This is a genomic window from Halobaculum sp. CBA1158 (genome assembly GCF_021431925.1).
Lineage (GTDB): Archaea > Halobacteriota > Halobacteria > Halobacteriales > Haloferacaceae > Halobaculum.
Genome location: NZ_CP090372.1, coordinates 150,595 through 164,150, shown reverse-complemented (window position 1 = coordinate 164,150; position 13,556 = coordinate 150,595). Strand labels below are relative to the sequence as shown.

Below are 13,556 nucleotides of genomic sequence, written 5' to 3'. Positions count from 1 at the left end.
GCCGCCGTTGGCCCCCGACCTCAGAAGTTGATCGCGGAGAACACGTCGCGCGTCGGAACCGACCCCGAGACGGTGGCGCTCGCGCCGTCGACCGATATCTCGATGTCGCGCCAGAGGTCGAAGCGATCGTTGAGCGTCCACTCCTCGAGGTCGCGCTCGCGGGGGTCGCGGTCGCTGAGGAACGTCAACACCAGTTCGAGGTCACTGTCCTCGCCGTTGACGCTCGCGCTCGTCGACTGTCCGACCTGGTTCCGGAACTGCCCGCTCTCGGCGTCGGTCTCGTCGGCCGGATCTCCGGTGATCCGCGCGGTGAACACGTCGCCGGGAGTGGAGGCGTCCATCAGCCCGCCGAAGGTGTCGTTGACCTCCGAGTAACTGCGTACCTCGCCGCGCTGTACGTCGATGAGGTCCTCCAACACGCGGATCGCGTCCGCGTCGCCGAAGCTGCTCGCGGCGGCCATGGTGCCGCCGTCGATCCCGATCCCGAGCTGGCGGTCCTGGTCGCGCTCGTACACGCTGTAGCTTTGATACTCCTGGAGCTCGCGGAACTCCGCCCGCGTGAGGTCCTCGCCAACGGATTCGCCGTCGAAGCCGCCCTGTGTGACCTCGAATCCGCCGCCCTGATAGCCGCCGCCGCCCAGGGTTAATCGATCGACCTCGTCGGCGTACAGCCGCGTGAACTGGTAGCGCTGGACCGCGAAGGTGCGGATCTGGTCCCACTCGTCGCCGTCGAACTCGCCGGAGTGCTCCTCCAGCGACGACGGCGACAGCGACACGACCGGGTATCGCTCGGGTTGGCCCGGCAGCAGGTACGGGTCGATGAGCCAGTTCTGGAAGTTGCTCGATCCGCCGCCGAGGACGCCGCCCAGACAGCCCGACAGGCCCGTCACAGACGCCGCGCCGACCGCCGCACCGCCCTTCAGCACGTCTCGTCTACTTGGCATATATCAACGTACTTCCACCATTACTACAAAGCTCTTATCGTTCGTGTATCAATCGGTGTACTGGAGCCGATCTGTCGGGATCTCGTCCCAGATGTCCTCGTGGAACACCTCGCCCGGACAGTTCAGCTCTCGACTACTTCCGATCTCGCTACCCGATCGATCGCGGTCCAGTCGTCCTCGCACACATCGCGCGTGTCGACCCGGTCTCGATGACGGCGGCTCCGAATCGGTCGCGGACCGTCGGCTGCTACGTGTCGTCGGATAAAAAATCGAAACCGTCGGGTGTCGCTGCGAGCGACGAGTGCGTCTCGGCGTTACTGCCGAACGACGTTGGCCGCGCGGGGTCCCTTCGGTGAGGACTCGATGTCGAACTCGACCTCCGTCCCCTCCGTCAGGTCCTCGCCGCCGACGTCCTCCATGTGGAAGAACACGTCCTCGTCGTCGTCGAGGTCGCCGTCGTCAGTCGAAATGAAACCGTAGCCGCCAGTGTCGTTGAAGAAGTCAACCTTACCGTTTGCCATTACGAACATACGTACGCCCAGACCACCGATAACACTTCCGCGAGTCGAGGTACCACGACCCTCAACATGGGTTCCGGGGGCGCAGATACTTACCGAGCGGTCGCGAGGAGTGATACGCACCGCCATGAAACCGTGCCAGAACTGCCAGACGGTCATCGACGAGTATCTCCTCGATAAACAACTCGAACCGCTGCGCGACCTCACGGCCGACGACTTCAACATCTGTGCGGACTGCGCGACCATCGTCGCGGATGCGTGCGTGAAGTGCGGCGGCGCGGTGTACGTTCCCCGAAGCGAATCTGTCATCCCCGACTACTGTCCGGCGTGTCGCTTCGATCTCATCGACTGCTCCGGCCACGACCCTGGGTGGACGCGTGAACACGCGTCCACCTGAACGGCAGTCGTGAGAGGGCGGTCGGAACTCCCCACATCGAAACCGGCCCGATCGGTCACTCCGTTTCGTGGGGAACCGAGAGCACGGTCGCCTCGCCGTCGATGACGACCTCGCCGTCGACGGTCGCGACCGTCCCGACGCGGATGCGGTCGCCCTCGAGCGCCTCGAGGACGGTCGCCTCGGCGACGACCGTGTCGCCGGGGCGGACGGGTGCCTCGAACGACGACTCCTGGGAGAGATAGATGATATCTCCGGGGAGGCGTGCGAGGGCGGCGCTGACGACCCCCGCGCCGAGCATCCCGTGGGCGATCCGCCCGCCGAACATCGTCTCGGCGGCGTAGTCGTCGTCGAGGTGGATCGGGTTGCGGTCGCCGGTTAGCTCGGCGTAGGCGTCGATCGATTCGGTCGTCACGTCGATGCTCGCCTCGGCGTCGTCGCCGACGGTCGCGACTGGCATACTCGCGGGTGGCGTCGGGGGACGAAAGCGTCGGGGGTTAACATGTGAAGCGCCCCGTTGAAGGTCCCACACCGACATCCGATCCACGTGCTTACCGCGGACAACGACGGCGTCGCCGTCGCCTACGAACGACGGGGTCGCGACCCGACCGACGCCGAGACGGTCGTCCTCTGTGAGGGGCTCGGCTACGGCCGCTGGATGTGGAACTGGCAGGCCGACGCCCTCGCGGACGACTACCACGTGATCGTCTGGGACAACCGAGGGACCGGCGAGTCGGACGTCCCCGAGGGGCCGTACAGCATCGACGACATGGCAGGCGATCTGGGGGCCGTCCTCGACGAGGCGGGCGTCGAGTCGGCCCACGTCGTCGGCGCGTCGATGGGCGGAATGGTCGCCCAGCGGTTCGCGCTGCGGGACGACCGCGCCGCGTCGCTGACGCTGCTTTGCACCTCGCCGGGCGGTCCCGACGCCGTCCCGACGCCGGACGCGACGCTGGAGCGGATGTTCTCTGTGCCGGACGACGCCGACGAGCGCGAGGCGATCCGATACAAGATGGAACCGGCCGTGAGCGACGGGTTCATCGAGGCGAACGAGGGCCTGATCGAGCGGATCGTCGACTGGCGACTCGACTCCGACGCGCCGCCCCGCGCTCGCGAGGCGCAGGCGGCCGCGGTCCGGGCGTTCGACGCCGGCGACGACCTCGCGGACCTGACGCTCCCGACGCTGGTCGCACACGGCACCGCGGACCGAGTGCTCCCGGTCGAGAACGGCGAACTCCTCGCGTCGGCCATCCCCGACGCCGAGTCCGAGTTCGTCGAGGGCGGCTCGCACCTCTTTTTCATCGAGGACGCGGCGCGCGTGAACGACCGGATCGCCTCGTTCCTCGCCGATGTCTGAGGGCGAGCGGACCGACCCGCCGGCCGGGTCGGGGATCGCCGGCGCGGCCCCCGACTGGGTGGGCGACTGGTCGGGTCGTCGCGCGCGACTCTCTCCCGACCGAGTGGGGCTCGTCGACGCGACGACGGGGACGGAGTACACCTACGCCGACCTCGACGAGCGGGCTGAGCGGACGGCCCGCCTGCTCGTCGACCTCGGGGTCGGCCACGGCGACCGGGTTGTCGCGCTCTCGCGCAACCGGCCGGCGCTGGTGGACCTGTTCTTCGCGACCGGGAAGATCGGGGCGGCGCTCGCGCCGCTGTCGCACCGGCTCGCGCCGCCGGAACTGGCGGAACTGATCGACACCGTCGACCCCGCGGCGGTGCTCGTCGGCGCGGGCGTCGCCGACGACGCGGCCGCCGGCCTGGACCGCGCGGCGGCCGGCGACGCCCCGATCCTCGTCGCCGGCGACGACGCCGAGCGCGTCGCCCGCGCGGTCGACGACCTCGGCGGCCGCGGCTACGACGACGCGCTCGCCGGAGTCGACGGGGCCGCGGGAGTCGACGGGGCCGCCGGAGTCGATGGGGCTATGGGAGTCGCCGTCGGCGGCGACGCGTCGCTGTCGGATCCGCACCTCCTGCTTCACACCGGGGGGTCGACCGGGACGCCCAAGGAGACGGTGATCCCCCATCGGGCGGTGTACTGGAACTCGATGACGACCATCGCGGCGTGGGGGCTGCGCGCGGACGACCTCGCGCCCATGCCGTTCCCGATGTTCCACACCGGCGGCTGGAACGTCCTCACCGTGCCGCTGTTCCACATGGGCGCGACGGTCGTCGTCGCTCGCGAGTTCGACCCCGGGCGGGTGCTCGAAATCGTCGACCGTCGGGACGCGAGCGTGCTCGTGGCGGTGCCGGCGGTCCTTCGGATGATGAGCGATCACGACGACTGGGCCGACGCCGACCTCTCGTCGCTTCGGTTCGCCAAGTCTGGAGGGGGCCCCTGTCGGCGGTCGGTGCTCTCGGCGTGGTGGGACCGCGGCGTCGACCTCTCGCAGGGGTACGGCCTCACCGAGTGCGGACCGAACAACTTCGCGATGCCCGACGACTGGCCCCGCGAGAAGGCCGAGGCGGTCGGCGTGCCCGCGCCGCACGTCTCAGCCCGGATCGTCGACGACGGCGGCGACCCCGTCTCCCCGGGCGACGTGGGCGAACTGGAGCTGTCGAGTCCGGCGGCGGCCGACGGGTACCTCGAGGCCCCCGAGGAGTCGGCGGCCACCTTCGGCGACGGGTGGGTGTCCACGGGCGACCTCGCGCGCGTGGACGACGAGGGCTACTACCACATCGAGGGCCGCAAGAAGAACATGTACGTCAGCGGCGGCGAGAACGTCTTTCCCGCCGAGGTCGAGAACGTCCTCACCGATCACCCGGACGTCCGCGAGGCGGTCGTCGTCCCGGTCCCCGACGACACCTGGGGAACGGTCGGGAAGGCGGTCGTCGAGGGCGACGAGTCGCTGACGATCGACGGGCTCACCGAGTTCCTCGACGGCCGAATCGCGCGGTTCAAACACCCGAGACACCTTGCGTTCGTCGACGAGTTCCCGTACTCGGGCCCCTCGAAGATCGACCGCGAGGCCGTCCGCGAGCGCTTCGTCGACGAGTAGACGGGGATCGACTCGTTCTGACCGCCACCGTGCGGTTCGACGATCCTCGTCTGCGTAGTCGTCGCCGGCGTTGGGCGTTCGCCGTCGCTACCTGGGAGGCCGGTTACGCTTCGAGACGGTAGAGCAACTGCGTGACGTACGGACTGTTCTCCCAGTTCCGATGCGGGCGAATCGTCGTGATCAGCGTTCGAGCCGCCTCGTGACTGAGATGGCCGTTGCGGGCGTAGTCGACGATAAGCCGCGGCGTCGGGACGATCCGTGGGCCCTGCAGTACGGCGTGGATGAGTGGGAAGTTCGTCCCGCCGAACTCGTCGGTGAGAAACCCGTCCACGCCGAGCGCGTTCGCGAGGACGATACCGTCGGTTTCGCCGTCGTCGAGCCCGAACGTCGGTCGGGTGTCCGGCGTATCCTCACGCTCGTAGGGACCCTCAACCGTGTAGTAGTCGCGGGCCGCGAGGACGTTGTTCGCAGCCGCGGCGTGGATGTCCTGGTACTGCGTGATGTCACGGAGTTCCGCGACCACTTCTGGTGGTACGAATACGTCACACGACGTGAGGAGGTACTGAAACGGGTCGGGGGTGTCAGTATCGGCGGCCGCGTCGGCTCGGGGGACCGCGAGACTGACGAGCGCGCTGGTGTCGGCGACGACCGTTCGCAACTGCCGGCCGCTCATCGCTCGTCGTCGGCTGCGGGCTCGACCGCCGTCGCGTCGCTATCGTAAACGTCGCTGTCGTCAGGGGCAGCGAGATCGAGTGGTTCGTCCTCGAGATCCGCTTTGAGAAGACGGAGGCGCTGGGCGGTCTCAGCGCCGATCAGCTGCTTGACCGTCTCGAACTCGAGCTGGTCGTCGTAGTACTTCGTCGCGACGAGTTTCTGGAACGTCTCGCTATCGGCCGTATTTTCGATGTACTCGCGAATCGCCTCGACGAGCAGATCCGTCCGATCCGTGTCGAAGAGCTCCGCAATCGCGTCCAGCCGGTCGACGAGATACTCCGGCGACTGGAAGTGGACCCGTCGCGGATCGTCGCTTGCGCTCATTCTATGTGCAAGTTCTGCACATAAATTGATAACCGTTTCGGCGTTTGCACAGAGCGTACACATCGGAGCCCTGACCGGGCCGTCCTGCCAGTCTCAGCCGTCGTCCTGTGGTTCAGTTCCTTGTCGAGCGTTGCGACCTGCTCGATCTCCGCGAGTTCATCGGTGGTCTCGTCGATGAGTGCGGCTCGCTCGACGGCGGGATCGTTCGCGTTCGCGTGGAATCGGCTTCTCTGAACACTACCTCCTGACCAACACAAACGATTATGTAGGTGAAGGAGAGATTTGCCAGTACCATCGGGGGCACCATGATCGACGTCACGCTGGACATGGAGCAGTACGACTGCCCGTTCATCCACGCCACAGAGGAGCACGACCTGGCGTTCTCGGCGGTCCACTGGGAGTTCGACACGGCGACGGACTCCCTGGAGACGCGGATGGTCGTCGAGGGAGAGGACCGCGAGGTGCTCGGGAACGGGCTCCGGGAGCTTCGCGACCACGAGGGCCTGCGCGAATACAAACTGCTCTCGAAGACCGGGGGCGTGGCCCACATCCGATCGGTCATCGACGAGACCGCGGCCATGGAGACGGTCCGGGACGGCGGCGGCTACATCACCGGTCCGTTCTACATCGCCGACGGCTCGGAGCTGTGGCACGTCGGCTTCGACGACCGCGGCGAGGCGGACGGCACGCTCTCGCGGCTCGACCGCGACAACGAGTACGAGGTGCTCGAGCGCGACGAGCCCGACCTCCCGGAGCTTCAGGGCTTCATCCAGAACGCCGGCGCGGCGATGACGCTCATCGAGGGCTGTAAGGACCTCTCGGACGTGGAGCGGGAGACGCTGGAGACGGCCGCTTCGGAGGGCTACTTCGAGAGCCCGCGATCGGCGACGCTGGGGACGCTCGCCGAGGAGTTCGACGTGTCCAAACCGGCCGTCTCGAAGAACCTCCGGCGCGGCCAGCGCAAGATGCTCCAGCGCGTCGTCGACGCGATGTCCGAGTTGGAGGAGTGAGGAAGGAGTCGCCACCGCGATCGCGCCGACGACCGCCGGCTCGTTCACATGTTAACCCCGCAGTTCTTGCCGGATAGGTCGCAGTATCCATCCGTATGAGCAAGCGTATCACACGACGCAGGACGCTGGCGGCGCTCGGCGCGTCCGGGATCGCCGCGCTCGCCGGCTGCTCGGGCGGCGGCGACGGAACCGAGACCGAGGGATCGACCGACACGCAGGCCGACACGGAGGCGAGCGACGATATGGAAGGCACGACGACAGGCGGTTCAGGCGGGGCGTCCGGGACGGTGAAGATCGGCGTGATGCAGCCGATCTCCGGCGACCTGCAGTACTACGGCCAACAGGCGCTGTGGGGGTTCTCCTCCGGGCTCGCCTACAAGGCCGGCGCGTCGCCGTCGGTGGAGGCGGAGACGGGGAGCCAGACGGTCACCGTCGGCGACGTGGACTACGAACTGCTGATCCGTGACTCGCAGTTCTCCGCCGACACGGCGCAGTCGCTGGCGACGAACCTCGTGACGAACGAGGACGTGGACATGCTGTTCGGCTGCGCCTCTTCGGGGGCGGCCAACCGGGTTTCCGAGACGGTCGCGAAACAGGCCGGCGTCCCGTACATGATCGGGCCGGCGGCGTCGGCGTCGTCGACGGCGGAGTCCGCGACCTGCGGCGAGCAGATCTTCCGCGCCTCCGAGAACACGGCGATGGACGCGCGATCCGGGGGTCGCTACGTCGCCCGGGAATCGGACGTCTCGCGGGTGTTCCTGTTCGGCGCTGACTACTCGTTCGGCCGTGCGGTCGTCAACAACTACGAGGCGGTCCTGGAGGCGGAGGGCGTCGAGATCGTCGGCAAGCGCTTCGTCCCGCAGGGGTACAGCGAGTGGGAGGGCCTGCTCGACAACGCCGCCGAGGCCGGCGCGGAGGGGATCGTCGGCGGCTTCACCGTCGCGACGCTGCCGAACCTGTTCACGTCGTACCTCAACGGCGACTACGACTACACCGTCTTCGGCGGCTTCGCGACCGAGATCACCAACAACGTCGTCGGCGGCCTGCTCCAGAACCAACTCGGCGAGCCGCTCACCGAGGAGAAGCTGGCGGGGGCCGGGATCGGCCCGTTCACGACGCGCTACCACTGGAACCAGTACGACAACGAGATCAACTCGGCGTTCGTCGACGGCTACGTGAACGCCTACGGGAAGGTCCCGGACCTGTTCACCTCGGGGACGTTCACGGCCGCTTCCGCCATCGTGCAGGGCGTTGAGGGGAGCGGGTCGACCGAGGGTGCGGACATCGCCGCCGAGATGCGCGGGATGACCGTCGCCGACACGCCGAAGGGGTCTGACGCGTACACGTTCCAGGAGTACAATAACCAGGCACGCTCGGAGATGACAGTCGCGAACGTCGTCCCCACAGCCGACGAGTGGAGCGACTCGTGGGGCGCGCCAGTCCAGCCCAGCGAGCCCGTCGCGCGCATCGGGGCCGACGAGACGACCATCCCGGCCGACGACGACGGGATGAACTGCTCGCTGTAAGTCGATGCTGCACACGAGAGGCCTCACCAAGCGGTTCGGCGGCCTCACAGCGGTCGACGACGTGGACTTCGAACTGGGCGGCGATGAACTGTGCTCGCTCATCGGCCCCAACGGCGCTGGCAAGACGACGTTCTTCAACCTCCTGACGGGGGTGCTCGAGCCCACAGAGGGGACCGTCGAGATACGGACGGACGCCGCGCGCGCGGCGGCCGACGACGAGGACGGCTGGCTCGACATCACGGACGCGGATCCCCACGCGATCGCACAGCTCGGCGTCCACCGATCCTATCAGGTGACGAACGTCTTTGCCGGCTCGACCGTGCTCGAGAACGTCCGCGTGGCCGCCCAGGCCGCCGCCGGCGACGGGCGGAACTTCTGGCGCAACGCGGGTCGCCTCGACGAGCACGTCGAGGAGGCGTACGCGATCCTCGACAGGGTCGATCTCGCGGACCGCGCGGAAAAACCGGCCTCCGCCCTCTCTCACGGTGCGAAGCGTCAACTGGAAGTGGCCGTCGCGCTCGCGGGCGACCCGGACGTGCTGTTGCTCGACGAGCCCAACGCCGGCGTCTCCTCCGAGAGCGTCGACCGCGTGGTCGACCTCATCGAGGACGTGGCGACCGACCACGCCGTGCTCCTGGTCGAGCACAACATGGACATCGTGATGGAGGTGTCCGACCGCGTCGTCGTGCTCAATCAGGGCGCGGTCATCGCCGACGACGAACCGGCCGCCGTCCGCGACGATCCCGAGGTCCAGAAGGCGTACCTCGGCGGCTACGAGCCCGGATCGGGGTCGCCCGCCGGCGGCGACGCCGGCAGCGACGACACCGCCGGAGGCGACGCGGCCGCCGACTCCGGCGGCGACGGGGGTGAGCCCGCGTGAGTGTCGACGCCGACGACGGCGAACCGCTGCTCGCCGTCGAGGGGATCCAGACGTACTACGGCGACAGCCACGTGCTCGAGGGGGTCGACCTCGAGGTGCACGAGGGCGAGGTGGTCGCGCTGATGGGCCGAAACGGCGTCGGAAAGACGACGACGATCCGGTCGATCCTCCAGTTGACGCCGCCGCGAGAGGGGTCGATCCGTCTGCGTGGCGAGGAGGTCGTCGGCCGCGACACCCACGAGGTCGCCGCCCGCGGCGTCGGGTGGATCCCGGAGGACCGCCGGATGTTCGGGCAGCTCTCGGTCGAGGAGAACGTCCGCGTCGCCGTGCCGGACGCCGACGACGCGGAGGCGGGGCTCGACCTCGCGTTCGAGACGTTCCCCGACCTGCGCGAGCGCCGGGAGGCGAACGCCGCCGACCTTTCGGGCGGCCAACAGCAGATGCTCGCGATCGCCCGCGGGCTCGTCGGCGACAACGACCTGCTGTTGGTGGACGAGCCCAGCGAGGGGCTCGCGCCGCTGATCGTCGAGGCGGTCGCCGAGGCCCTGACGGAGGCCGCCACCGACACGACGATGCTGCTCGTCGAGCAGAACCTCCCGCTGGCGCTTGACGTGGCCGACCGCTTCTACGTCCTCGATCACGGCACGGTCGTCGACGACGGCGACACAGCGGACGTGAGTCCCGACGGCGAGCGACTCAGGAGGTACCTGTCGGCATGAGCGTCGCCGCTGCCGTGCCGTCGCTCGCGGCGTCGACGCTTGCGGTTCCGTCGCCGTCCGCGCTCCCGTTGCAGTTCGCGGACGCGCTGTTCGAGTTCCTCTCGCCGTCGACGCTCGCGGAGGTGTTCGTGCGGGGCGTCGCCGAGGCGAGCCTCTACGTGATGATCGCCGCCGGACTGACGCTCGTGTTCGGACTCATGGGCGTGCTGAACTTCGCACACGGATCGCTCACGATGCTCGGCGCGTACATCGGCGGGCTCGTGCTCGTCGCGGTCGTCGGCCAGTCCAGCGGCGGGGCCGCCCGTTTGCTGGCGTTCGGCGTCGCCGTCGTCGTCGCGTTCGGCCTGCTCGCGGCGCTGGGCGGCGGGGTGGAGATCGGGCTTATCAGGCCGATCTACGACCGGCCACCGCTGTATCAGATCCTGCTCACCTTCGGGCTAACCCTGGTGCTCGACGAGATCGCGCGGATCCTCGTGTTGTTCTACGGGCTCCAGCCGTCGACCGTGTGGCAGGACGTGCTCGGCACCAAGCCGCAGTTCCTCGCCGCCTCGATCGGCGTCGGCGGCGTCTCCGCCAGCGGCCTGGAGCTGTTCCAGATCGCCTTCGGCGTCCTGACCGTCGTCGGCGTCCACCTGTTCCTCACCCGAACCAGGTACGGACTGTTCGTGCGGGCGGGCGGCGAGGACAGCGAGATGCTGTCGGCGCTCGGCGTCGACGTGCGCCGCGTGTTCACCGTCGTCTTCGCGCTCGGGACGGGAATCGCCGGCGCGGCGGGCGTGCTGCTCGCCTGGGACCCCTCGTGGGGGGCGTCGGTCCCGCTGGCGGCGGAGACGCTGCTGCCGGCGTTCGTCGTCGTGATCGTCGGCGGCCTCGGCACCTTCCGGGGCACGATCGTCGCCGCCGTGATCGTCGGCATGGTCGACTCGTCGATGACGTGGTGGTTCCAGAACTTCATCGACTTCACCGGCCTGCCGGAGATGGTCGTGTTCCTCGTGCTCGTGATCACGCTGATCGTGAAGCCGCAGGGTCTGTACGGCGTCTCGGAGGTGGGGGGCCATTAGCGACCCCGATTCCGACCCCGATTCCGCCGAGGCGGTCGCGGCGGCCGACGCTACGGAGACCGCGGAAGCGACGACTCCCGCGTCAGAAGCGGTCGCCACCGACGAGGCGTGGCCGCTCACGTACGCGCGCGACCACCTGGTCCACCTCGCGGTCGTGTTCGTGTTCGCGGCGTACCCGGGCGTGTACTCGGTGCTCGTGAACTCCGGGCTGTCCGCCGAGTTCGTCGCTCTCCTGCCGCGCATCGAGACGCTCGTCGTCGTGTTGTTCTTCGGGCTGTTCGCGATGTCGTTCGACTTCATCAGCGGCTACACGGGCTACCTCTCGTTCGGCCACGCGGCGTTCTACGGCACGGGCGCGTACCTCGTCGTGCTCGCGGCCAACGGGAAGATCCCGATGCTCGGCCCTGAGACGCCGTTCATGCTGCTGATCGTGCTCGCGGGACTGGCCGCCGCGGTCGTCGCGCTCGCGATCGGGAGCGTCTCCTTCCGGCTGTCGGGCGTCTACTTCGCGATGATCACGTTAGGCTTCTCGCAGGTGCTGTACGTGTTCGTCCGCGACTGGGACTTCGTCTCCTCGGCCCCCCGCGACGGCGTCGCAGTCACGGGATCGCTGGATGGCTTCAGGATCGGTGTTCCCGGTGTCGACGGGCTCTCGGTCGCGATCGGACAGCTCACCGGCGACACCATCGAGGGGCTGTTCGGCTTCATCGACCTGTCGCCGACGGAGGTGTCGTTCTACGCGATCGGCGCGGTCGTGCTCGTGTGCTACTTCGCGCTGCAGCGGCTCGTCCACTCGCCGTTCGGGCGAACCCTGATCGCGATCCGCGAGAACGAGGAGCGCGCCCGCGCGGTCGGGTACAACACCTACGCGTACAAGCTCGCGGCGTTCGTCGTCTCGGGCTTCTTCGCGGGCGTCGCCGGGGCGCTGTTCGCGGGCTTCCGGCGGTCGGTGACGCCCGAGAACGGCTTCTACTTCCTCGTCGCCGGCGACGCCCTGCTCGCGTCGATCATCGGCGGCTTCGGCACCATCGCCGGCCCGCTATTCGGCCACCTCTTCGACGAGACGGTCCGCGAATTCCTCTCGAAAGAGGGCGGCGGCGGCGGCCTGCTGCCGTACCTCCGGGCGAACGTCGGAGACGCGACGCTGGCGACGGAGCTGTACAACGGCCTCACGGTCGCGGAGGCGATCGACACGTTCCTCAACGGCCACGCCGCGCTGTACGTCGGCCTCGTGTTCGTGCTGTTCGTCCTCTACGTCCCGAACGGGCTGCTGGGCACGGCCCGCGACCGCATGGGCGGCACGCTCGCGAAGGCCGTCCCGCGACACGTCCGGAGGTGGCTGAATGAGTGAGGGCGACGCCGTCGCCGGCGACAAGGCCACCGGCGCAGGCGACGCCCCTCAGCTCTCCGACGCGAGGGGGTCGCCGGGGCGGACGGTCGCACTCACAGGGCTCGCGACGTACGTGCCGAGCGAGGTGCTGACCGGCGAGGCGATCGCCGCGGAAAGCGGGATCCCGGAGGACGTGATCGTCGAGAAGATGGGACTGCGCGAGAAGCGCGTGTGCCCGCCCGACGACGACCACGTCTCGGACATGTGCGTCGCCGCCGGCCGCGAGGCGCTGGCGGACGCCGGCGTCGACGCCGCCGACCTCGACCTCGTGCTCTACCACGGCAGCGAGTACAAGGACCACGTCGTCTGGTCGGCGGCCGCCGACGTGTGCGAGCGCCTGGGTGCGAGCGACGCGTACGCCCACGAGTCGTACACGCTGTGTGCGGGCGCGCCCGTCGCGATCCGCCACACCGCAGCACAGCTCCGCGTCGGCGACATCGACACGGCCCTCCTCGTCACGGCGAGCCGCGAGGAGGACCTCGTCGACTACGGCGACGAGGACGCGAGCTTCATGTTCAACTTCGGCTCGGGCGCGGCCGCGACCGTGCTGGAGGCGGAACCGGCCGCCGACCGCACTCGCGCGCTCGTCCGCGAATCCGCGGCGACCACCGACGGGAGCTTCTCACGCGACGTGGTGATGCCGGCCGGTGGGTCCGCACGGCCGCCGAGTCGAGAGACCGTCGACGCCGGCGAGCACACCCTGACCGTGCCCGACCCCGACGACATGAAGGAGCGACTCGCGGACGTGTCCGCGCCCGCGTTCCTCTCGGTCGCCGACGACGCGCTGGCGGCCTCCGGCTACGACCGCGACGCCGTCGACTTCCTCGCGCTCACCCACATGAAGCGCTCGTTCCACGAGTACCTCCGCGGCGAACTCGGCGTCGACGAGGACGAGAGCTACTACCTCGACGACTACGGCCACGTCCAGAGCGCCGACCAGGCGCTGGCGCTGCGAGCGGGCCTCGACCGCGACCGCGTCGGCGACGGCGACGTGGTCCTGTTGCTCGCGGCCGGCACGGGCTACACGTGGGCCGCGACCGTGCTCGAGTGGACCGACGACTGAACGGGGAACTGCCG

General features: G+C 68.8%; 17 protein-coding genes. 11 read left to right on the top strand and 6 right to left on the bottom strand.

The annotated features are described in order from the left end of the window. Positions 1-20: 20 nt before the first annotated feature. The 3 genes from Hbl1158_RS15685 to Hbl1158_RS15680 form a co-directional block, all read right to left on the bottom strand. Positions 21-944, bottom strand: a complete 924-nt coding sequence (locus tag Hbl1158_RS15685) for a twin-arginine translocation signal domain-containing protein (RefSeq protein ID WP_234299592.1) — start codon at positions 942-944, stop codon at positions 21-23. 48 nt (positions 945-992) lie between these two features. Further along, positions 993-1,127: a hypothetical protein gene (locus Hbl1158_RS17210; protein WP_255764237.1), complete on the bottom strand. Its 135-nt coding sequence runs from the start codon at positions 1,125-1,127 to the stop codon at positions 993-995. A 131-nt stretch (positions 1,128-1,258) separates the two neighbouring features. Continuing rightward, positions 1,259-1,465: a cold shock domain-containing protein gene (locus Hbl1158_RS15680; RefSeq protein WP_008418277.1), complete on the bottom strand. Its 207-nt coding sequence runs from the start codon at positions 1,463-1,465 to the stop codon at positions 1,259-1,261. Between the two features lie 124 nt (positions 1,466-1,589). On the opposite strand from Hbl1158_RS15680, the gene Hbl1158_RS15675 reads away from it, so the two are divergent. Beyond that, positions 1,590-1,859, top strand: coding sequence for a hypothetical protein (locus tag Hbl1158_RS15675; protein WP_234299591.1), 270 nt, complete (start codon positions 1,590-1,592; stop codon positions 1,857-1,859). 55 nt (positions 1,860-1,914) lie between these two features. Here Hbl1158_RS15675 and Hbl1158_RS15670 read toward each other — a convergent pair whose 3' ends face one another. Next, positions 1,915-2,316, bottom strand: coding sequence for a MaoC family dehydratase (locus tag Hbl1158_RS15670; protein ID WP_234299590.1), 402 nt, complete (start codon positions 2,314-2,316; stop codon positions 1,915-1,917). Positions 2,317-2,403: 87 nt separating this feature from the next. Here Hbl1158_RS15670 and Hbl1158_RS15665 point away from each other — a divergent pair, with 87 nt between their 5' ends. Next, entirely contained in the window at positions 2,404-3,213 is an 810-nt protein-coding gene (locus Hbl1158_RS15665) for an alpha/beta hydrolase (protein ID WP_234299589.1), read from the top strand. Next, positions 3,206-4,855: an AMP-binding protein gene (locus Hbl1158_RS15660; protein ID WP_234299588.1), complete on the top strand. Its 1,650-nt coding sequence runs from the start codon at positions 3,206-3,208 to the stop codon at positions 4,853-4,855. Before Hbl1158_RS15665 ends, Hbl1158_RS15660 begins: the two co-directional genes overlap by 8 nt. 103 nt (positions 4,856-4,958) lie before the next feature. Here Hbl1158_RS15660 and Hbl1158_RS15655 read toward each other — a convergent pair whose 3' ends face one another. After that, entirely contained in the window at positions 4,959-5,528 is a 570-nt protein-coding gene (locus Hbl1158_RS15655; protein WP_234299587.1) for a hypothetical protein, read from the bottom strand. Beyond that, positions 5,525-5,893: a hypothetical protein gene (locus Hbl1158_RS15650; protein WP_234299586.1), complete on the bottom strand. Its 369-nt coding sequence runs from the start codon at positions 5,891-5,893 to the stop codon at positions 5,525-5,527. The genes Hbl1158_RS15655 and Hbl1158_RS15650 overlap by 4 nt, the downstream gene beginning before the upstream one ends. 107 nt (positions 5,894-6,000) lie before the next feature. Between Hbl1158_RS15650 and Hbl1158_RS15645 the strand changes: the two genes are divergently transcribed. The 8 genes from Hbl1158_RS15645 to Hbl1158_RS15610 all read left to right on the top strand — a co-directional run bounded on the left by Hbl1158_RS15645 (position 6,001) and on the right by Hbl1158_RS15610 (position 13,542). Continuing rightward, the gene (locus Hbl1158_RS15645) at positions 6,001-6,141 is read left to right on the top strand and encodes a hypothetical protein (RefSeq protein ID WP_234299585.1); all 141 of its coding nucleotides are present in this window, start codon (positions 6,001-6,003) and stop codon (positions 6,139-6,141) included. Positions 6,142-6,198: 57 nt separating this feature from the next. Next, positions 6,199-6,903, top strand: coding sequence for a helix-turn-helix domain-containing protein (locus tag Hbl1158_RS15640; RefSeq protein WP_234299584.1), 705 nt, complete (start codon positions 6,199-6,201; stop codon positions 6,901-6,903). A gap of 95 nt (positions 6,904-6,998) precedes the next feature. Then, a complete protein-coding gene (locus Hbl1158_RS15635; protein WP_234299583.1) occupies positions 6,999-8,429 on the top strand; it encodes an ABC transporter substrate-binding protein in 1,431 nt (476 codons plus the stop codon). Between the two features lie 4 nt (positions 8,430-8,433). Next, on the top strand, positions 8,434-9,309 hold the full coding sequence (locus Hbl1158_RS15630) for an ABC transporter ATP-binding protein (RefSeq protein ID WP_234299582.1): 876 nt from the start codon (positions 8,434-8,436) through the stop codon (positions 9,307-9,309). Continuing rightward, positions 9,306-10,028: an ABC transporter ATP-binding protein gene (locus Hbl1158_RS15625; protein WP_234299581.1), complete on the top strand. Its 723-nt coding sequence runs from the start codon at positions 9,306-9,308 to the stop codon at positions 10,026-10,028. The genes Hbl1158_RS15630 and Hbl1158_RS15625 overlap by 4 nt, the downstream gene beginning before the upstream one ends. Then, positions 10,025-11,089 (top strand): branched-chain amino acid ABC transporter permease, encoded by a 1,065-nt coding sequence (locus Hbl1158_RS15620; protein WP_234299580.1) that lies wholly within the window; start codon positions 10,025-10,027, stop codon positions 11,087-11,089. Before Hbl1158_RS15625 ends, Hbl1158_RS15620 begins: the two co-directional genes overlap by 4 nt. Before the next feature lie 181 nt (positions 11,090-11,270). Next, positions 11,271-12,440, top strand: a complete 1,170-nt coding sequence (locus tag Hbl1158_RS15615; RefSeq protein ID WP_234299790.1) for a branched-chain amino acid ABC transporter permease — start codon at positions 11,271-11,273, stop codon at positions 12,438-12,440. After that, positions 12,433-13,542 carry a 3-oxoacyl-ACP synthase gene (locus Hbl1158_RS15610; RefSeq protein WP_234299579.1) on the top strand — a complete coding sequence of 370 codons (1,110 nt, stop codon included), beginning with the start codon at positions 12,433-12,435 and terminating at the stop codon, positions 13,540-13,542. Before Hbl1158_RS15615 ends, Hbl1158_RS15610 begins: the two co-directional genes overlap by 8 nt. The last annotated feature ends 14 nt before the right edge of the window (positions 13,543-13,556 follow it).